Origin of the sequence: Paraburkholderia sabiae (assembly GCF_030412785.1) — a bacterium.
GTDB lineage: Bacteria > Pseudomonadota > Gammaproteobacteria > Burkholderiales > Burkholderiaceae > Paraburkholderia > Paraburkholderia sabiae.
In genome coordinates, this window is sequence record NZ_CP125295.1 from 5,086,527 (window position 1) to 5,105,323 (window position 18,797).

The window sequence follows — 18,797 nt, forward strand, 5'->3', positions numbered from 1 at the left end:
GCGGGCACGTGCATCGATATACGGCTGTCAGTAGCCGATCGCCCGGGTCGTCGCCGCCGCCTGTGTCGCAGGCAGAATCAGGCCGATCACGCGGCTCCATTTCACGAGCGCGGACGCGTCGACGAACACGACGTCGTTCGGCTTGAGTTCGAACGAGTCGGCCGTGGCCATCGCCGAGGCCGACGTTGCGTCGAGGTGATACACCACGCGCTTGCCCGCATCGCGATTACGCACGACATACACCTGCGACGCGTCCCCGGAGACCTGGCTGATGCCTCCCGCGTCGCCCAGCGCCTGGTTCAGCGTCATGCGTCCGTTGTTGAACGGCAATCCGCCGGGGCGCTGCACTTCGCCGATCACGAACACCTTGCTGTCGTTCTGCGCGTAGATGCGCACCAGATCGCCGTCGCGCATGATGATCCGGTCCGGGTTGACGCCCTTGCGGATCATGTCCGGTATGTCGACGATCACCGTCTCGTCGCCGCGCGTGAGCGCGACGCGCGAGCGATCGGACCGGTCGGTGAAACCGCCCGCCCGATTGATCGCCTCGGGCAAGGTCATCACCATGTCGTTGAGCACCTGCACGCCGGGCGTCTTCACTTCGCCATCGAGATAGACGCGCTTGCTGCGATAGGTTTGCACGCGCACGGTCACCTGGGGCTGCCGCACATAGCGCCCGAGCTTGCTGGAGAGCAGATCGCGCACGCCCATCTCCGTGAGCCCCGCCACCTTGACGGGCCCGATGTACGCGTACTGGATGAAGCCGTCGGTGTCGACCGTGTAGCCCGCCGCGACGGAATTCGCGCCCGACGAGTCCGAGCCGCCACCACCGGCGGCGGGCAGATTCAGTTCCGGGTGATCCCACACCACGATGTTCAGGATGTCGCCGGGACCGACCTGATACGGACCCGCCTTCGCGAACAGGCTGCGCACGCCGTCGGGGATACCCGATGGCTGCGCGAGCAACTGCTTTTCGACGAGGTCGTCCGTGATCTCGACCAGCGAGCCCGCGGGCGCGCGATCGCCGCCCGACGCCTCGTGCGAACCCGCCTCGCGAGCCGCCGCGACCTGCGAGGTCGCGCCTGCGCTGTCCGTATATGAACCCCGATAGGTCATCCCCGGAGAAAACGCACATCCCGCCAACGCAACGGCCGCTGCCACGGGTGCGAGATATCGCAACACCGCGGCACCGATCGCGCGTGCCCCGTCCGGCCACGCAATCGTGTCCATCCCTCGCCTCCATGATTCCGGGCGAATCGCGCGCGCCCGCGCGATCCCCGTTCGCCAAACGCTATCGAATCTCATCTTTCAACCCCACCTTGACTGTTGGCCGTCGCTGCGTCCTGTGCGCAATCGACGACGGCCTGTGTCCGCCATCTGTCGTTATATTTTTTGCCTTGTTCCGCTCTGCTCTCGTTCACGCCACCAACCACGCCACGGTGCTTCCCTGACTCGCTGCCGCTTCGTCCGCTCCTTCGTCCGCTCCTTCGTCAGTAAGCACCATTGCCCCTGATCACCACGAAGAACGTCTTGAAGAGAATGCCGATGTCGCTGCGCAGCGACCAGTTCTTCACATACTTCACATCGAGCTGCACGCGCGTCGCGTAATCGGTCTCGCAGCGCCCGCTGACCTGCCACAGCCCCGTGATGCCGGGTGTCGCCATCAGGTAGTACTTGCTGTTGACGCCGTAGCGCTCCAGTTCCTGCGCGATGATCGGACGCGGGCCGACGAGGCTCATCTCGCCGCGCACGACGTTCCACAGCTGCGGCAGCTCATCGAGACTCGTGCGGCGCAGGAAGTGGCCGATGCCTGTCACGCGCACGTCGTGCCTGAGCTTGAACTCGCGCTCCCATTCGGCTCGCGCCGCGGGGTCGTTGGCGAGCAGATCCTTGAGCACCTGCTCCGAATTGACCACCATCGAACGAAACTTGAGGCAGCGAAACTTCTCCCCGTTCCTGCCGACGCGCGTGTGCCCATAAAACGCCGGGCCGCCGTCGCTCTTCACGACCAGCGCAAGCACGACGAGCAGCGGCGACAGCGCGACGATGAACATCAGGCTCGCCACGACGTCGAAAGCGCGTTTGACGACGTGCCGGATCGTGCGCGGGTGCGCTTCGACGTCGGGCAGATCGGGCGCCGCGTCCTCGCGCCGCAGCCATGCCGCCACCTGGCGCGACACGCTGTGTTCCGCGAAAAAGAGCGTGTGCGAAGCGAGCAGCGAAATGCCCGTGGTGAGCGTCCAGTAGATGAACCACGGCAACGAAATCAGGTGATCGCGATGAATCGCGTAAAGCAGCGCCAACCCGCACAGCTGCACCGCAAGCCACGCGAACGTGGTGCGCCCGGCGATGCTCGCGACGGAGCGGCTGCCTCGCGGCGGATACGTGCCGCACGCCGGAAACACCGAGAGCGCCAGCGCGGCGACGAAGGCAACCAGTGTCGGATCGAGCGCATGCGGCGGCCCGATCTGCAGCACGTTCAGATTCAGGTGCCGCGCGCCGAAAGCGCCCAGCACGATTAGCGCAATATCGATCGTACGTTGCACCAGCTCGGACATATTCCTACTCCGCTGCGTCGCATTTTCAGTGTCGTTGTTTAGCCATCCTGCCGTTTCCATGGCTGTCTCCCGTACCGCGAACCATCTTCCCCGCAGGGACGTCGCAATCCGTCAATCGCCGCAAGCCTGTCATGCGCGGCTCGAGCAGTACCGCGCTGCCAGCGTTGCCTTCTTCGCGATATCCGAATCCACGCCGCTACGGTAAGGGGACAGTGTCGAGTATTCCGTGCGCAACCCCACCAACCATTCACAGTCTCCCGCCAGGCCTTGTCGTGCCGGGTCGATGCGATCGCAACCACTACGCGCGCTATGTGCGCTTGCGTACGTAACGCGCTTTCTCTCGACGAATGCGTTCTTCCGATGAACGCGTCGATCGCGCGATGTCGGGTGCACGCATGGCGATGTGTGGTCTACCCAACGGAGAGCGCATGGACGCGCTGTCAGGATGGTGGTCTTGCGCGATGGGATGCTTCGCCGTCTGTATCGGGACGGCACGCAAAAAAAAAACGCACCGCCTGCGTGATGCAGGCGGTGCGTCGTTGATGCTTGCTGCTGGTGCTGTTGATTGGCGCTGTTATGTAGCGCCGTGTCGCGGCGTTGTTTACAGACTGGCTAGCTGCGCGCGTATTCGATCTTCTCGACGCCCTTGTCGGTGCCGAGCAGGCACAGATCAGCGCCGCGTGCGGCGAAGAGCCCGACCGTCACGACGCCCGGCCATGCGTTGATGTGCGCTTCGACAGTGCGCGGATCGCTGATGCGCAGGCCCTTCACGTCGAGGATTTCGTTGCCGTTGTCGGTGATGAACGGCGTGCCGTCTTTCGCGACGCGCAGGACGGGAACGCCGCCGAGCGCCGTCACGCGGCGGCCGATCGCGGTGCGCGCCATCGGTACGATTTCGATGGGCAGCGGGAACTGGCCGAGCACGTCGACGCGCTTGGTCGCATCCGCGATGCAGACGAACTTCTCCGACACCGACGCGACGATTTTCTCGCGCGTGAGCGCGCCGCCGCCGCCCTTGATCATCGCGCCGCTGGCGTCGATTTCATCGGCGCCGTCGACGTACACCTGGAGCGAGTCGATTTCGTTCAGGTCGAACACCTGGATGCCGTGCGATTGCAGGCGCGCCGTCGTCGCGACCGAGCTGGACACGGCGCCGCGATAGCGCGATTTGTGCGAGGCGAGCGCGTCGATGAAGCAGTTCGCGGTCGAGCCCGTGCCGACGCCGATGATGGCGCCTTCGGGGACGTTGGCGATCACGTAGTCGGCGGCGGCGCGGCCGACCAGTTGCTTGAGTTCGTCTTGAGTCATGATGGGAAATGCTTCAGGCAGGCGGAAAACATCGAGTTTACCGGAGTCGGCGCGCGGGGTTCGACTTATTGCGCCCGAATCCGCTCATGGCGCGGTCCTGGCCGGCTCTTGCGCACTAGCCGGCACGTATTTGTCGAGGAGCGCCTGGGCGATCGCGTCCGTCTGGGCGTCCGGCGTACCCGAGTAATCGGCGGGACGGAAATGCATCTGGAACGCGGCGAACACGCGGCGCGTCTTCTCGTCGAGCACGCCGTCCGTCGCGACTTCATAGCCGTAGCGCGCGAGCTTTTGCTGAAGCTTTTGCACATCGGCGAGCGCGTGCGGATCGCGGCCGGCGAGTTCCTGCGCGACGGTTGCATCATCGGGCCATGCGCCGATGCCGGCGTCGTAGAGCTGCTTCCACGGGAAGAGCGGACCCGGATCGATCTTGCGTTGCGGCGCGATGTCGCTGTGGCCGACGACGCGTGTCGGCGGAATGCCGTAGCGCGTGACGATGTCCTTCGACAGGCGGATCATCGCGTTGACCTGTTCCGGCGGATAGGGCTGCCAGGTGCGGCCTTGGGGCGTGTCGATGGGACCGAGGTTGACGTTTTCGATGCCGATCGAGGCGGCGTTCAGTTCTGTTGTGCCCTGCCAGGAGCTCAGGCCTGCGTGCCAGGCCCGCTGCGATTCGGGGACGAGTTGCCAGATGATGGGCTCGCCAGCTTTCTGGCGGGGATGGTCCGGGATTACGTAGTGTGCGCTGACCTGTTGTTGCGTCAGTACGTCCAGCGATTCTTTTTCTTCGATTTCTGTGTAGTGCATTACCAGGAATCTGATGCGCGTGTCTTTGTATTGCGCTTCGCGTGATGTGTCTGTGTAGTAGGTGCCTTTGTTTGTCAGGGTTGTTGTGCAGGCTGTTAGCAGTGCTGCTAACGCTAGAAGTGATGTTATGCGGGGGTTGATCTGCATTGCCTTTGTGTCTCTGTTTGGTCTGGCTTTTTTCGCTGGCATCCGCGGGTTCGCATCTGTGCTTCATGCGTTGCCCCTGCGCTGACTGTTTCGCTGGCATCCGCGATTTGCTTTCGGTTTATTAGCGTTGCCCCTGTGCGGGGCGGCACCTACTTTTCTTTGCAGCGGTGTACAGACTGGAGACATGGTTGACACCTGTACGGGGACATCGTTGACACCTGATGGTCAGGGTTTGGGAGTCTTCAGGTCAAGTTTTGCGACCCGCTGATGGGCGAACCAGATCTCGATCACCCCGTCTTCCTTCTCGCTCATGCGGGCGGCTACCTGCAGCCCCTTGAGCGCGATCGACAGCTTCAGTTTCTGGCCGCGCAGGCGCACCACGCCGCTGGCATTGACCCGCAACACTTCATCGCCGGGGCCGTATTCGGGCTCGGGCACCCGCTCGGGCATCGCGCGCAGGCTACACGCGTAGCGCGTGATGGGCGTGGCCATCCCGAGTGCCTCGTGCGGACGTTCGACGTTGTACACGTGCCGCCAGCGATCCAGTGCCTGCTGCATGTGCGCATGTGTGCTGAAGGCCTGCCGGTCCAGCACTTCGGCCTTCAGCGTGCGGTGAAACCGTTCGTCCTTACCATTGGTCTGCGGGTGATACGGCCGGCTGTAGCTCACCAGGATGCCCAGCCGGATCAGCCAGACCGCGAGTTCGGTGAGCTGCCCCGGCGCGCTGGGCGAGCCCCACGGCGCGCCGTTGTCGGTGTTGATGCGCGCGGGCAGCCCGTAGCAGCGGAACGCGCGCTCAAGCTCGGCCTGCACGACCTGTGTGGTCGTACGCGAGCAGGCGCTCAGCACGAGGTTGTAGCGCGAGTGATCGTCGATGACCGTCAGCGGCATGCAGCGCCCATCCTTCAGCGTCTGGACGTCGCCCTTGAAGTCCATCTGCCACAGCAGGTTCGGATGCGCGTGCTCGAAGCGCTGCCAGTGCTGGCGCTGCTGCGACGCCTGTTCATCGATGAGCCCATGGCGGCGCAGGATTTCGGTGATCGTGGCGGGCGCGGGCACCTCTGTCTCGCCCAGATCCTTCAGGCGCCGTTCGATCTTGCGTCCGCCCCAGCCATGTTCGCGACGCAGTTCCAGCACCCGCGCTTCGATGTGTTCAGGTGAGCGCAGGGGGCTGTGGTGCGGGCGTCGGGAGCGGTCGGCCAGCCCGCCGGGGCCTTCGGCCTTGTGACGGTCCAGCCACTTGTAGCCGGTCTGGCGGCTGATCCGGTAGCGCCGGCATAGCTCGCTGAATGACAGGGCCTGTGTGGCGGCCAGGCTGACGAATTCTTCGCGGAGATTCATGGTGTTTTTTGCTTCCCAGGGCATGGTTGAATCCGGGCGTTTGATTACCCGAAAGTGTCAACCATGTCCCTGTACACCTGTCAGCTATGTCTCCAGTCTGTACACCGCTGCAAAGAAAAGTAGGTGCCGCCCCGCACAGGGGCAACGCATGAAGCACCGATACGAATTCGCGGATGCCAAAGCAAAGACAAAAAAATCGCGACTAGCGTCGCAGACAAAAAAACCTACTTCTTGACAGCCCGCTGCCGCACAGCTTCAAACAAACAAACCCCAGAAGCAACGGAAACGTTAAGACTCTCAACAGATCCAGCCATGGGAATCTGCATCACCTCATCACACGTATCGCGCGTAAGGCGCCGCATCCCTTCCCCCTCGGCACCCATGACGAGAGCCACCGGCCCATCGAGCTTCGTCTCATACAACGATGCCGTCGCCTCGCCCGCCGTACCGACGACCCACACGCCCGCGTCCTTCAGTTCGCGCAACGCACGCGCCAGATTCGTCACGGTGATATACGGCACGGTATCAGCCGCCCCACTGGCGACCTTCGCCGCCGTCGCATTCAAACCAACCGCCCGGTCGCGCGGCGCGATCACAGCATGCGCACCCGCCGCATCTGCAACACGCAGACACGCGCCGAGATTGTGCGGATCCGTAATGCCATCGAGCACCAGCAACAACGCCGGCCCCTGAATGCCGTCGAGCAATTCGGCCAGATTCTGCGCCAGCGGCAAGTCGCCCGCACGCGCGACCACGCCCTGATGCCGCTCCGTGTGCGCAAGCCCCCACAGACGTGTTTCGTCGGCGGCGATCAGACGGACGCCCGCCTCTTTCGCCACGCCGAGAAACTCGGTCATCCGGCGATCGCGGCGCGTCTGGTCGTAATAGATTTCTTCGACCGACGAAGGATCGTGACGCAAACGTGCCGTCACCGCGTGAAAACCGTAGAGAACCTTGAGACGTGACATGACTGAAACAACCTTTGAATGAGCACGCCGCGATCGCAGCGCGCCCGATGAGAACGAGCGCCGCGCACACACGTGCGCGGCGTTACAACAGAATCGATTACAGGACCAGCTAGAAAACCAACCGCGAAATCAACGCTTCTTGTGCGCCGGTTTCGCCGACGACTTCGACGCCGCACGCTTCTTCGACGCCGCTGCCTTGCGCGCCGCGCGCGCTTCCTTCACGGCCGCCGTCTGCGCAGGCGGCGCCTTCTTGCGACGGCCGCCTTCGACTTGCGCCGCACGTTCCATCGAACGCACGCGCGGGCCGCCGCCGAGATCGCTCGCCTTTTCCGCAGTCGTCGCGCGATGCTGCGACTTCACGGGCGTGTCGCGCACGAGTCGGAAATCGATCTTGCGCGCATCGAGATCGACGCGGCTCACCTGCACGCGCACGCGGTCCGACAACCGGTAACGGATGCCCGTGCGCTCGCCGCGCAGTTCGTTCTTGATCTCGTCGTACTGGAAGTAGTCGGAGCCGAGTTCCGTCACGTGCACGAGGCCTTCGATGAACAACGCATCGAGCTGCACGAAGATGCCGAACGACGTCACGCCGCTCACCATCCCGCCATACTCTTCGCCCAGCTTGTCGCGCATGAAGTAGCATTTGAGCCACGCTTCGACATCGCGCGAGGCTTCGTCGGCGCGGCGCTCGTTGGCCGAGCAGTGCATGCCGAGTTCTTCCCAGATCGCCGTGTTCGGACGGCCGCGGCCCGTGCGCTTTTCGTCTTCCGCCTGCATCGCACGCGCACGCGGCGACAGCGCCGTGTTCAGCTCGACGCCATGCGGCGCCTTCGGCTCGTACTTGCGGCCTTGCAGGATCGCGTAGATCGCGCGGTGCGTGAGCAGGTCCGGATAGCGGCGGATCGGGCTCGTGAAGTGCGCATACGCCTCGTACGCGAGACCGAAGTGGCCGATGTTGTCCGGACTGTAGACGGCCTGCTGCATCGAACGCAGCAGCATCGTCTGCAACATCTGCGCGTCGGGACGATCGCGGATGTGCGCCATCAGCGCGGCGTAGTCGCTCGCGTGCGGCGTGTCGCCGCCGCCTAGCGTCAGGCCCATGCCGCGCAGGAACGTGCGCAGATTTTCGAGGCGCTCCGTCGTCGGACCCGCGTGCACGCGATACAGACCCGGATGCTTGTTGCGCTTCATGAAGTCGGCCGCGCAGACGTTCGCGGCCAGCATGCATTCCTCGATCAGCTTGTGCGCGTCGTTGCGATGACGCGGCACGATCTGCTCGATCTTGCCCTGCGCATTGCAGACGATGTACGTCTCCGTCGTATCGAAGTCGATCGCGCCACGCTTCTGGCGTGCGGCGAACAGCGCCTTGTAGACGCCGTACAAATTCTGCAGGTGCGGCAGCAGCGCGGCGCGGCGCGTCGCTTCCGGACCCTTCGTGTTGGTCAGCACGGCCGCGACTTCCGTGTACGTGAGACGCGCGGCCGAATGCATGACGCCCGGATAGAACTGATACGCCTTGATCTCGCCGCGCGCGGTGATGACCACGTCGCACACCAGCACGCAGCGGTCCACTTGCGGATTCAGCGAACAGAGACCGTTCGACAGCTTCTCCGGCAGCATCGGAATCACGCGGCGCGGGAAATACACCGACGTGCTGCGTTCGATCGCATCGACATCGAGGCCGCCGTCGGGCAGCACGTAGTGCGACACGTCGGCGATCGCGACGATCAGGCGGAAGCCTTCGCCGCGTCCTACCTTCACCGGCTCGCAATAAACGGCATCGTCGAAGTCGCGCGCGTCTTCGCCGTCGATCGTGACGAGCGGCACATCGCGCAGATCCACGCGATGCTTGATGTCCACGGGTCGCACTTCGTCGGGCAGCTTCGCGGCGGCATCGAGCGCGGCCTGGCTGAACTCGTGCGGCACGCCGTACTTGCGCACGGCGATTTCGATTTCCATGCCGGGGTCGTCGATATCGCCGAGCACTTCGACCACACGCCCCAGCGGCTGCGAGTGACGGCTCGGAAAGTCCGTCAGTTCGACGACGACCACCTGTCCGACCTTCGCCTTCTTCGTGTTCTGCGTGATCAGGATGTCGTGGCCGATGCGCTTCTCTTCGGGCACGACGATCAGCGCGCCGTTCTCGTTGAGCAGACGCCCGATCACGCGCTTGTTCGCGCGGTCCGTCACCTCGACGATATGGCCTTCGGGTCGTCCGCGCCGGTCATAGCCGACGATGCGCGCGAGCACGCGATCGTTGTGCATGACCTTCTGCATTTCGCCCGTCGGCAGGAACAGGTCGTCCTGGCCGTCGTCGCGAATCAGAAAGCCGTAGCCGTCGCGATGGCCCTGGACGCGGCCCGCGACGAAGTTCGACGGATGAGTGAGTTGATAATGCCCGCGCTGATCGAGTCTGATCTGGCCGTCGCGCTCCATGGCGGCGAGGCGCTTGAAAAACCCTTCGCGCTCCTGGCGCTTGATCGACAGTGCTTCGGCGATGTCGTTCGCTGCAAGCGGCGTTTCACTCGTGCGCAGCACGCCGAGGATTTCTTCGCGGCTTGGAATCGGATACGGATATTTGCTCAAGGGCTTGTCGATGATTGTTCTCGTTGCGTGGACGTCGGCGATTGGATGACGCTGCTATATCTACTGCAACTGCGCTTGATACTTCGAGGGATTCTAACACCCGTCCCGGCCGCCACGCGCCGCCTGGCGGGCGATTGCGAGATGCGCGCGGCGTGTGTTCGGGGCCAGCTGGCGTGTCTCGCGAATGTTTTCGCGAAACGCTTGACACCATTCTTCGACCCGCTATAATCTCGGTCTCTGCTTCAAACGCACCTTGCCCAGGTGGCGGAATTGGTAGACGCACTAGGTTCAGGTCCTAGCGGTGGCAACACCGTGGAGGTTCGAGTCCTCTCTTGGGCACCAAGATTCAAATGAAAAGCCGCCTTCGGGCGGTTTTTCATTGTAGTGAGAGCAGTTGCAGCACCGGTTGGTCGTGAGTCATTTGATCCGCGAACAACCAGGCGAAAAGATGAAGCGTTTTTCGAAATACCGATTGACACGCAGAATCTTCTCGCTAAAATAGCGGTCTAGCTTGAGACGTGCCCAGGTGGCGGAATTGGTAGACGCACTAGGTTCAGGTCCTAGCGGTGGCAACACCGTGGAGGTTCGAGTCCTCTCCTGGGCACCACTCTCTCAAAGCTAAAACAGATCACCCCGCAAAGCGATAAGCCTGCGGGGTTTTTTGTTTGTGTTGCCGCTTTATCGCGTCAGCCGGAAGCGCACATAGCCGTCCGCGAACCCTTCCCGCTTCATCCCGAGTTTCTCTGCCACGCGTTGCGACGCGGTGTTCCCTTCGGCAATACCCGCAACGATGGAATCGAGTCCGACCGTATCGAACGCATGCGCGACGACGATGCGCGCCGCTTCGCTCGCAATCCCTCTTCCCCACGCGTCACGAACCAACCGCCAACCGATTTCGATCTCCGGCCCGCTCGCGTCTTCGGGAATCAGCAGCACCCAGCCGACGAAGCGCGTCGGCTTATCGCGCTCGAAGATCGACCAGTAGCCGAGACCCTCCGGATACGCGCGCGTGATGCGATCGACGACAAACCGCCGATGCGCAACAGGATCATTCCACGGCCCATCCACATGTCGCGTAACTTCGGGATCGCGATCCATCGCCATGCAATCGTCGAGATCGGCGAGCGTGCGCGGCCTTAAAAAGATCCGTGGAGATTCGAAAGGAGCGAGCAATGTTTATTCCCGATTTTTACGAATAACAAACCAGTTCCAGTCAATAACAATACATTAATTTCATTCGCCCGACATTATCTCCGCTTTCACATCCGATTATCCAGGTATTAGCACTGATAAAGCGGGTCCGTTTCATGCAGCCGCTTAATCGACGGCGTACACTCTTCGGAGCCTTCATTGACGGGGCGCGGCGTGCGGCGCCATCTGCCTGTACCCGGAATGGCCTGCACGGTTAATCGGGAGACCGCAACAGCCAGTTGCATGAGACCCGCATCACGCATTAATGCGTCGATTCGGGATCACAGGAGAACAATTGAAATGAGCTGGACTCGGGAACAAAGAAACGTCACGATCGCGGCATATTTAGGCTGGACGCTCGACGCATTCGATTTCTTTCTGATGGTTTTCGTTCTGAAAGATATTGCGAGCGAATTCGGCACCGATATCAAATCGGTTTCATTCGCCATCATGCTGACCTTGATGATGCGGCCCGTCGGCGCGCTCATCTTCGGCTTTCTCGCCGACAAGTTCGGCCGCCGTCCCACGCTGATGATCAACATCGCGTGCTTTTCGCTGCTCGAACTGCTGTCGGGCCTTTCGCCGAATCTCACCACGCTGCTGATCCTGCGCGCGCTGTTCGGCATCGCGATGGGGGGCGAATGGGGCGTCGGCGGCGCGCTGACGATGGAAACCGTGCCGCCCAAAGCGCGCGGCTTCGTATCGGGACTGTTGCAGGCGGGCTATCCGAGCGGCTATCTGCTCGCCGGGCTGGTATTCGGCCAGCTGTACCAGTACATCGGCTGGCGCGGGATGTTCTTCGTCGGCGTGCTGCCTGCGCTGCTCGTGCTCTACATCCGCGCGCACGTGCCCGAATCGCCCGCCTTCAAGACGCTCGAAAAGAGGACGCGCCCCGGTCTCGTCACGACGCTGAAGAAGAACGTGGTGCTCTCCGTCTACGCAATCGTGCTGATGACGGCGTTCAATTTCTTCTCGCACGGCTCGCAGGATCTGTATCCGACCTTCCTGCGCATCCAGCACAACTTCGATGCGCACACGGTCCAGTGGATCACGATTACGCTGAATGTCGGCGCGATCGTCGGCGGGCTGTTCTTTGGCGCGCTGTCGGAGAAGATCGGCCGCAAGCGTGCGATCTGCATCGCCGCACTGATCGCGCTGCCCGTGCTGCCGCTGTGGGCGTTCTCGTCGACGCCCGTGCTGCTCGCCGCGGGCGCGTTCCTGATGCAGATTTCGGTGCAAGGCGCGTGGGGCGTGATTCCCGTGCATCTGAACGAAATCTCGCCCGATGAAATCCGCGCGACCTTCCCCGGCCTCGTGTATCAGCTGGGCAACCTGATCGCGTCGGTGAACGGCCCGCTACAGGCGGGCGTCGCCGAAGCGCACGGCAACGACTACGCGACCGTGATGGCCGTCGTGATCGGCATCGTGGCCGTCGTGATCGCCGTGTTCATCATGTTCAGCCGCGAACGGCGCGGTATCGACATGACGCGATCCGCCGAACAGGTCGCAGAGACGGCGACGGTTCACTGAGCACACGGCGAATCGACCAACGCGCTACGGCGCCACGCCAAAAGCCGCTCCGATCCGCGTCGGAGCGGCTTTTTTGTCCGCGTCGCCGCCCAGACAGCGAGCCGTTCCAACCGCTTTTAGAGGAATCTGTCGACACTCCCCTCTTGCCCGATCCTGCGCCCCGTTCTTATCCTGAAAAAGAACGCACGTTTCAAATTCCAATTTGAATCGATTGTTTGCAGGAGTCCAGAGTCTCGCCACGCAGCGCGGCTCGGGCTCGACAGGGAGACGAGATGACAACACGCACGACGAGCCGCCACGCCGGCGACACGAAATCGCGCATCCTCGATGCCGCCGAGACGCTCTTCATCGAATACGGTTATGAAGCGATGTCGCTGCGGCAGATCACATCGAAGGCCGAAGTCAATCTGGCCGCCGTCAACTATCACTTCGGCAGCAAGGAATCGCTGATGCACGCGATGCTGTCGCGCCGCCTCGATCTGCTGAACGAGGAGCGCCTGAAGCTGCTCGACCGCTTCGACTCGCTGCTCGGCTCGCGCCTGACCTGCGAGCACGTGCTCGGCGCGATGTTCATTCCGGCGCTGCGCGTGTCGCGCGATACGCGGATCGGCGGCAAGGCGTTTCTGCGGCTGCTGGGCCGCGCGTACACGGATCCGTCGCCGTTCATCCGCGATTTTCTGGGCGCGCACTATGCGTCCGTCGCCGTGCGTTTCTTCGATGCGTTCCAGCGCGCGCTACCGCATCTGCCGCGCGAGGAACTCGGCTGGCGGCTGCACTTCGCGATCGGTGCGCTCTCCGGCGTGCTGGCGGGCGCGGACACCGACAGCCTCATCAGCGAATTCTCGCAAGGCAAGTCGATGAACGACCTGCAACTGATCGCGCGGCTCGCGTCGCTGATCGTGTCCGCGCTGAAGGCGCCGCTGCCCGACGCGAGCCAGCTGGCCGTGTTCGCCTCCGTACTCGGCGACGCGGGCAGCGACGACATCGCGTGCGAGGCCGTGCGGCAGGCGCAGACGGATCAGGCGACGCATGGCAGCGCACCACCCGCCGGCACGTCCGAGCCGCCATCGACGGCGCAATCCGACGACCCGCAGAACTTCGGCACGCGCTACGCGGCGCAAGGCTGACGACGACGCCCGCATTAGACGCGCCTCTCGGTGCGGCGGGCACACAGGCTGCGACGGATACTGGCGAAATAACGGCGAACAAAGGCGAACGATAGCGGCGAACGCCGATCGCCGCGCCACCAGACAACTCGAAGACATCGCGAGCCCGCCGTGCATCGCGCGGTTGCGCTCGCCCTGCGAAATCGGAAGGAGGGATTGCCATGACGTGGTTCATCGTTGCGCTGATCGTGGTTGCCGGGGCGCTTGTCTATGTGCAGGCGCGGGCCGCGTGGTGGCTCGCGTTCCTCGCCGCGTGGGTCGCGGCGGTCTCGCTGACGCGCACGGTCGGCGTGACGGCATCGATCGTGCTGGCTGTCGTGCTCGTTCTGCCCGCGCTCGTGCTGACGCTCAAACCGCTGCGCCGCGCGTTGCTGAGCCGCCCTATGCTCAACCTGTTCCGCAAGATCCTGCCCGACATGTCGCCGACCGAGCGCGACGCGATCGAAGCCGGCACGGTCTGGTGGGACGCGGCGCTCTTCTCCGGACGTCCGCATTGGGACACGCTGCTCGGCTACGGCCCGGCCAAGCTCACGCCAGAAGAACAGGCGTTTCTCGCCAACGAATGCGAAACGCTCTGCGATCTCGCCAACGATTGGGAAACGACGGCCATCTGGCAGGACCTGTCGCCGCAGGCGTGGCAATTCGTCAAGGACAAAGGCTTTCTCGGGATGATCATTCCGAAGCAGTACGGCGGCAAGGCGTTCTCGGCGTATGCGCATTCGCAGGTCATCATGAAGCTCGCGACGCGCTGCTCGGCGGCCGCCGTGTCCGTGATGGTGCCGAACTCGCTCGGCCCCGCCGAACTGCTGCTGCACTACGGCACGGAAGCGCAGAAGAACCACTACCTGCCGCGTCTCGCCCGCGGCGACGACATTCCGTGCTTCGCGCTCACGAGTCCTTACGCGGGTTCCGACGCGGCATCGATTCCCGACATCGGCATCGTCTGCAAAGGCACGTTCGAAGGCCGCGAGACGCTCGGCTTCCGCGTGACGTGGAGCAAGCGCTACATCACGCTTGGTCCGATCGCGACGGTGCTCGGCCTCGCCTTCCGCGCGCTCGATCCCGACCATCTGCTCGGCGACGACGACGAACCCGGCATCACCTGCGCGCTGATTCCGACGCGCCATCCCGGCGTGAACATCGGCCGACGTCACTGGCCGCTGAACGCCGTGTTCCAGAACGGCCCGAACTCCGGCAACGACGTCTTCATCCCGCTCGACTGGGTGATCGGCGGCCGCGAACAGGTCGGCAACGGCTGGCGCATGCTGATGGAATGTCTCGCGGCCGGCCGCGCGATTTCGCTGCCGTCGTCGAACGTGGGCATGTCGAAGATCGCGGTGCGCGGCGTCGGCGCATATGCGGCCGTGCGGCGGCAGTTCCGCACGTCGATCGGCAAGTTCGAGGGCGTGCAGGAAGCGCTCGGGCGCATGGGCGGCAATCTCTATGTGATGGACGCCGCGCGCCGCCTGTCCGCGCAGGCCGTCGATCTCGGCGAAAAGCCGTCGGTGATTTCGGCGATATCGAAGTACCACATTACCGAGCGCAATCGCGAAGTGATCGACGACGGCATGGATGTCGTCGCGGGCAAAGGCATCTGCATGGGGCCGTCGAATTTCCTCGCGCGCGCCTACCAGCAGGTGCCGATTTCGATCACCGTCGAAGGCGCGAACATTCTCACGCGCTGCCTGATCATCTTCGGTCAGGGCGCGATCCGTTGCCATCCGTACGTGCTGAAGGAAATGGCCGCGACGCGTGAACCCGACCGCGCAAAAGCACTGCGCGGTTTCGACGATGCGTTCTTCGGCCATATGAGCTTCACGCTGTCGAACGCGATGCGCAGCTTCGTGAACGGCGTGACGGGCGGCCTGCTGATCGCGAAGCCGCGGCACGCGCATGCGCCGCTCGCGCGCTACTACCGCGCGGCCACGCGCCTCTCGACGGCTTTTGCGTTGCTCGCCGACGTGTCGATGCTCGTGCTCGGCGGCGATCTGAAGCGGCGCGAGCGCATCTCGGGACGGCTCGGCGACGTGCTGTCTCAGCTCTATCTGATCTCGGCGACGCTCAAGCGCTTCGAGGACGAAGGCCGGCACGAGAGCGACCTGCCGCTCGTGCAGTGGGGCGTCGAAGATGCGCTGTATCGCGCGCAGACGGCGCTCGACGGCGTGCTGCGCAACTATCCGAACCGTTTCGCCGCAGGTCTCGTGCGTTTGCTGGCGTTTCCGTTCGGCTTGCCGCATCGCACGCCGTCGGATGCGCTCGGCAGCGCGATCGCCGAACTGATGCAGACGCCGGGCGACACGCGCGACCGGCTGATCGCGGATTCGTACGTGCCGCACGTCGGCGTCGATCCGATCGGCTATGGCGAACTGGCGTTCGAACTGACGCCGCGCGTCGCGCACATCGAGAAGCGCCTGCGCGAAGCCGTCAAGGCCGGCAAGATCGAGCCCATTCCGCAAAGTCTCGCCGATCTGGCCGAATGGAACGAAGCGGCGCAGCAGCGCGGCCTGATCGACGAAGACGAGCGCAAGGTGCTCGACGCGTATGCACGCTATGGCGCCGAAGTGGTGAAGGTCGACGACTTCCCCGCCGATTTCGGCCTGCTCGCCGACCTGCAACGACGCAAGGAAGCGCTCGACAAGGCGATGGACCTCGCCGCATGACGGCTTCGCTCATGCAGCCTGATCCCGTAGCGACCTCGAAGTGGCCGCAACGGGAACAGGGACGTGGCTTGCGGCAAGTCACACGCTCCGTGCACACTGACGCCATGCGTCCGGCCGGGAGCCAATAAGAATGAACGATTCCTACCTGAACTTCGTCAATTCGCCGCTGGGCGCGCGGGTCGCGCGCTCGCTCGGTTTGCCGAAGCCCGAGGTGTTGCGCCGCTACCGCGCCGATGCGCCCGAATTCGACGGCATCGTCGCCGTCGGCGCGGGGCCGTCGCCTCAGTTGCTGGACGCCCTCGCCGACGTCGTCGCGCATATCGGCATGACGAGCGTCGCGCATCCGGGCGCGGGCCTGTGGGTGCCGCTCGCCAACCGCCACGGTCTGATGACGGGCCGCTTCGAACCCGCCGAGCCTTCCGGCGGCTCGCAGGCGCGGGTGCGGGCGCTGGTGTTCGACGCAAGCGGCATCGACAGCAGCGCGCAGCTCGACTCGCTCTATACGTTCTTTCACGACGCGCTGCGTTCGCTCGACAAATCCGGCCGGATCGTCGTGCTCGGCCGTCCGCCCGAATCGCGCGCGACGCCGCGCGCCTGGACTGCGCAGCGCGCGCTCGAAGGCGTGACGCGTTCGCTCGGCAAGGAAGCGCGGCGCGGCATCGCAGCGAACCTGATCTATGTGGCGCAAGGCGCGGAAGCCGGCATCGAATCGACGCTGCGCTTTTTCCTGTCGCCGCGTTCGGCCTATGTGTCAGGCCAGACCGTACGGATCGGCACGGCGCCCTCCAGGCTCCCCGCCGACTTCGACTGGACCCAGCCGCTCGCGGGCCAGCGTGCCGTCGTCACGGGCGCGGCGCGCGGCATCGGCGCGGCGATCGCGAACGTGCTCGCGGCGCAAGGCGCGCATGTGATCGGCATCGACATTCCGTCGGCCACCGATGCGCTCGACGCCACGATGCGCCAGATCGGCGGCACGGCGCTCGCGTTCGACATCGCCGCGCCCGAGACGCCGACGCAGATCGCGGCCGCGCTCGACGAACTCGGCGTCGACGTGTTCGTGCACAACGCGGGCATCACGAAGGACAAGACCATCGCGAAGATGAGCGCGGCGGCGTGGCGCGACGTGATCGACATCAATCTGTCCGCGCAGGAGCGCATCGACGACGCGCTGCTCGAAGTGGGCACGCTGCGCGACGGCGGGCGCATCGTGTGCGTGTCGTCGATCAGCGGCATCGCGGGCAATCTCGGTCAGACCAACTACGCGGCGTCGAAGGCGGGCGTAATCGGGCGCGTGCAAAGCATGGCGCCGTTTCTCGCGCAGCGCGGCATCACGATCAACGCGGTCGCACCCGGCTTCATCGAAACGCAGATGACGGCGAAGATGCCGCTCGCGCTGCGCGAAGCCGGCCGCCGGATGAATTCGATGAGCCAGGGCGGCCAGCCCGCCGACGTCGCGCAAGCCATCGCGTGGCTCGCGCATCCGGGTTCGGCGGGCGTGACGGGCCAGCTCGTGCGCGTGTGCGGACAAAGCCTGATAGGAGCGTGAGTTCATGGCGTTCTACGACTCCAGCTCGATGTTCGGCGCGCCGCGCCCGAAAACGGTCGTGCTGCCCGAACTGCCCAAGCCCGCGAAGCTCTATGCGCGCGCACTGTCGGGCGTGATCAAGGGCTTCCAGCGCAACCGGCCGACCGATCTGCCCGCGCTGCGGCTCGTGCGCCCCGCCGTGTCGCTCGATTCCGTCGCGATCGAACGTTATGCGCGCGTATGCGGCTTTTTTCCCGAGCAAGGCATTCCGTTTACGTTTCCGCATCTGCTCGCGTTTCCGTTGCATCTGCTGTTGCTGACGGACCCGGCGTTTCCGTGGCCCGCGCTCGGCATCGTGCATCTGGCGAATAGCGTGCACATGCGCCGCCCGCTTTCGTTCGACGACACGTTGCGCGTCGAAGTCGAATTCGGCGCGCGGCTGCGTCACGACAAGGGGCAGGCGTTCGTGCTGCAAACAAGGGTCTATCGGCGCGGCGAAGCCGTGTGGGACGGCGACAGCGTTTATCTGAAGCGCGGCGTGCAGGCGGACGGCGATCCGCTGTCGCCGCTGGAAACGCCTTCTGAGACACTCGCACGCGCGGCACGCTGGCAACTGGCGTCGCAACTCGGCCGCGATTACGCGAAGGCATCGGGCGATTTCAATCCGATCCATCTGTCGATGCTCTCCGCAAAGGCATTCGGCTTTCCACGCGCGATCGCGCACGGCATGTGGACGCTCGCGCGCACGGCGGCCGCGTTGCAGCCGCCCAAGCGGCTCGCCGACGCGACACTCGCGGGCGAATTCAAGCTGCCGATGCTGCTGCCTGGCGAAGCGTCGCTATGGACGGCGTCGCCCTCGCCCACTTCGCGCGAGTTCGAGGTGCGCGATCCGACGGGCGGCAAGCCGCATCTGCGCGGCCGCTTCCAGTGGAATCTGCAATAGCGAATCCGCAACCGCGAATCCGCTTTCACGAGTTTGCATGGACGCCGCGCGCGACGCGCGGCGGAACACG

The 18,797-nt window shown here is 64.2% G+C and carries 13 protein-coding genes and 2 tRNA genes; 7 read left to right on the top strand and 8 right to left on the bottom strand.

Annotation, left to right across the window (positions count from 1 at the left end):
* Nucleotides 1–27 precede the first annotated feature (27 nt).
* From QEN71_RS22895 to rnr, 7 genes are all read right to left on the bottom strand, one after another.
* Nucleotides 28–1,230: a polysaccharide biosynthesis/export family protein gene (locus QEN71_RS22895; protein WP_377791836.1), complete on the bottom strand. Its 1,203-nt coding sequence runs from the start codon at nucleotides 1,228–1,230 to the stop codon at nucleotides 28–30.
* A gap of 260 nt (nucleotides 1,231–1,490) precedes the next feature.
* Nucleotides 1,491–2,558, bottom strand: a complete 1,068-nt coding sequence (locus QEN71_RS22900) for a sugar transferase (RefSeq protein WP_201660374.1) — start codon at nucleotides 2,556–2,558, stop codon at nucleotides 1,491–1,493.
* A 612-nt stretch (nucleotides 2,559–3,170) separates the two neighbouring features.
* On the bottom strand, nucleotides 3,171–3,866 hold the full coding sequence (rpiA, locus tag QEN71_RS22905) for a ribose-5-phosphate isomerase RpiA (RefSeq protein WP_201660377.1): 696 nt from the start codon (nucleotides 3,864–3,866) through the stop codon (nucleotides 3,171–3,173).
* An 84-nt stretch (nucleotides 3,867–3,950) separates the two neighbouring features.
* Nucleotides 3,951–4,817, bottom strand: a complete 867-nt coding sequence (locus tag QEN71_RS22910) for an N-acetylmuramoyl-L-alanine amidase (RefSeq protein ID WP_201660392.1) — start codon at nucleotides 4,815–4,817, stop codon at nucleotides 3,951–3,953.
* 225 nt (nucleotides 4,818–5,042) lie between these two features.
* Nucleotides 5,043–6,182 (bottom strand): IS481 family transposase, encoded by a 1,140-nt coding sequence (locus QEN71_RS22915; protein ID WP_290468217.1) that lies wholly within the window; start codon nucleotides 6,180–6,182, stop codon nucleotides 5,043–5,045.
* Between the two features lie 200 nt (nucleotides 6,183–6,382).
* Entirely contained in the window at nucleotides 6,383–7,126 is a 744-nt protein-coding gene (gene rlmB / locus QEN71_RS22920) for a 23S rRNA (guanosine(2251)-2'-O)-methyltransferase RlmB (protein ID WP_201657252.1), read from the bottom strand.
* A 129-nt stretch (nucleotides 7,127–7,255) separates the two neighbouring features.
* The gene (gene rnr, locus QEN71_RS22925) at nucleotides 7,256–9,712 is read right to left on the bottom strand and encodes a ribonuclease R (protein WP_201657255.1); all 2,457 of its coding nucleotides are present in this window, start codon (nucleotides 9,710–9,712) and stop codon (nucleotides 7,256–7,258) included.
* 255 nt (nucleotides 9,713–9,967) lie between these two features.
* Here rnr and QEN71_RS22930 point away from each other — a divergent pair.
* A tRNA-Leu gene (locus QEN71_RS22930) sits at nucleotides 9,968–10,054 on the top strand.
* Nucleotides 10,055–10,232: 178 nt separating this feature from the next.
* Nucleotides 10,233–10,319, top strand: a tRNA-Leu gene (locus tag QEN71_RS22935).
* 71 nt (nucleotides 10,320–10,390) lie between these two features.
* Here the strand turns inward: QEN71_RS22935 and QEN71_RS22940 are convergent.
* Nucleotides 10,391–10,885 carry a GNAT family N-acetyltransferase gene (locus QEN71_RS22940; RefSeq protein WP_201657258.1) on the bottom strand — a complete coding sequence of 165 codons (495 nt, stop codon included), beginning with the start codon at nucleotides 10,883–10,885 and terminating at the stop codon, nucleotides 10,391–10,393.
* Between the two features lie 318 nt (nucleotides 10,886–11,203).
* On the opposite strand from QEN71_RS22940, the gene QEN71_RS22945 reads away from it, so the two are divergent.
* The 5 genes from QEN71_RS22945 (at nucleotide 11,204) to QEN71_RS22965 (ending at nucleotide 18,727) form a co-directional block, all read left to right on the top strand.
* Complete coding sequence (locus tag QEN71_RS22945) at nucleotides 11,204–12,433, top strand: MFS transporter (RefSeq protein ID WP_201657261.1); 1,230 nt, start codon at nucleotides 11,204–11,206, stop codon at nucleotides 12,431–12,433.
* A gap of 272 nt (nucleotides 12,434–12,705) precedes the next feature.
* On the top strand, nucleotides 12,706–13,560 hold the full coding sequence (locus QEN71_RS22950) for a TetR/AcrR family transcriptional regulator (protein ID WP_201657264.1): 855 nt from the start codon (nucleotides 12,706–12,708) through the stop codon (nucleotides 13,558–13,560).
* A gap of 200 nt (nucleotides 13,561–13,760) precedes the next feature.
* Nucleotides 13,761–16,259, top strand: a complete 2,499-nt coding sequence (locus tag QEN71_RS22955) for an acyl-CoA dehydrogenase (protein WP_201657267.1) — start codon at nucleotides 13,761–13,763, stop codon at nucleotides 16,257–16,259.
* A gap of 130 nt (nucleotides 16,260–16,389) precedes the next feature.
* Nucleotides 16,390–17,805 carry a 3-oxoacyl-ACP reductase gene (locus tag QEN71_RS22960; RefSeq protein WP_201657270.1) on the top strand — a complete coding sequence of 472 codons (1,416 nt, stop codon included), beginning with the start codon at nucleotides 16,390–16,392 and terminating at the stop codon, nucleotides 17,803–17,805.
* A 4-nt stretch (nucleotides 17,806–17,809) separates the two neighbouring features.
* Nucleotides 17,810–18,727, top strand: a complete 918-nt coding sequence (locus tag QEN71_RS22965; protein ID WP_201657273.1) for a MaoC/PaaZ C-terminal domain-containing protein — start codon at nucleotides 17,810–17,812, stop codon at nucleotides 18,725–18,727.
* Nucleotides 18,728–18,797 lie beyond the last annotated feature (70 nt).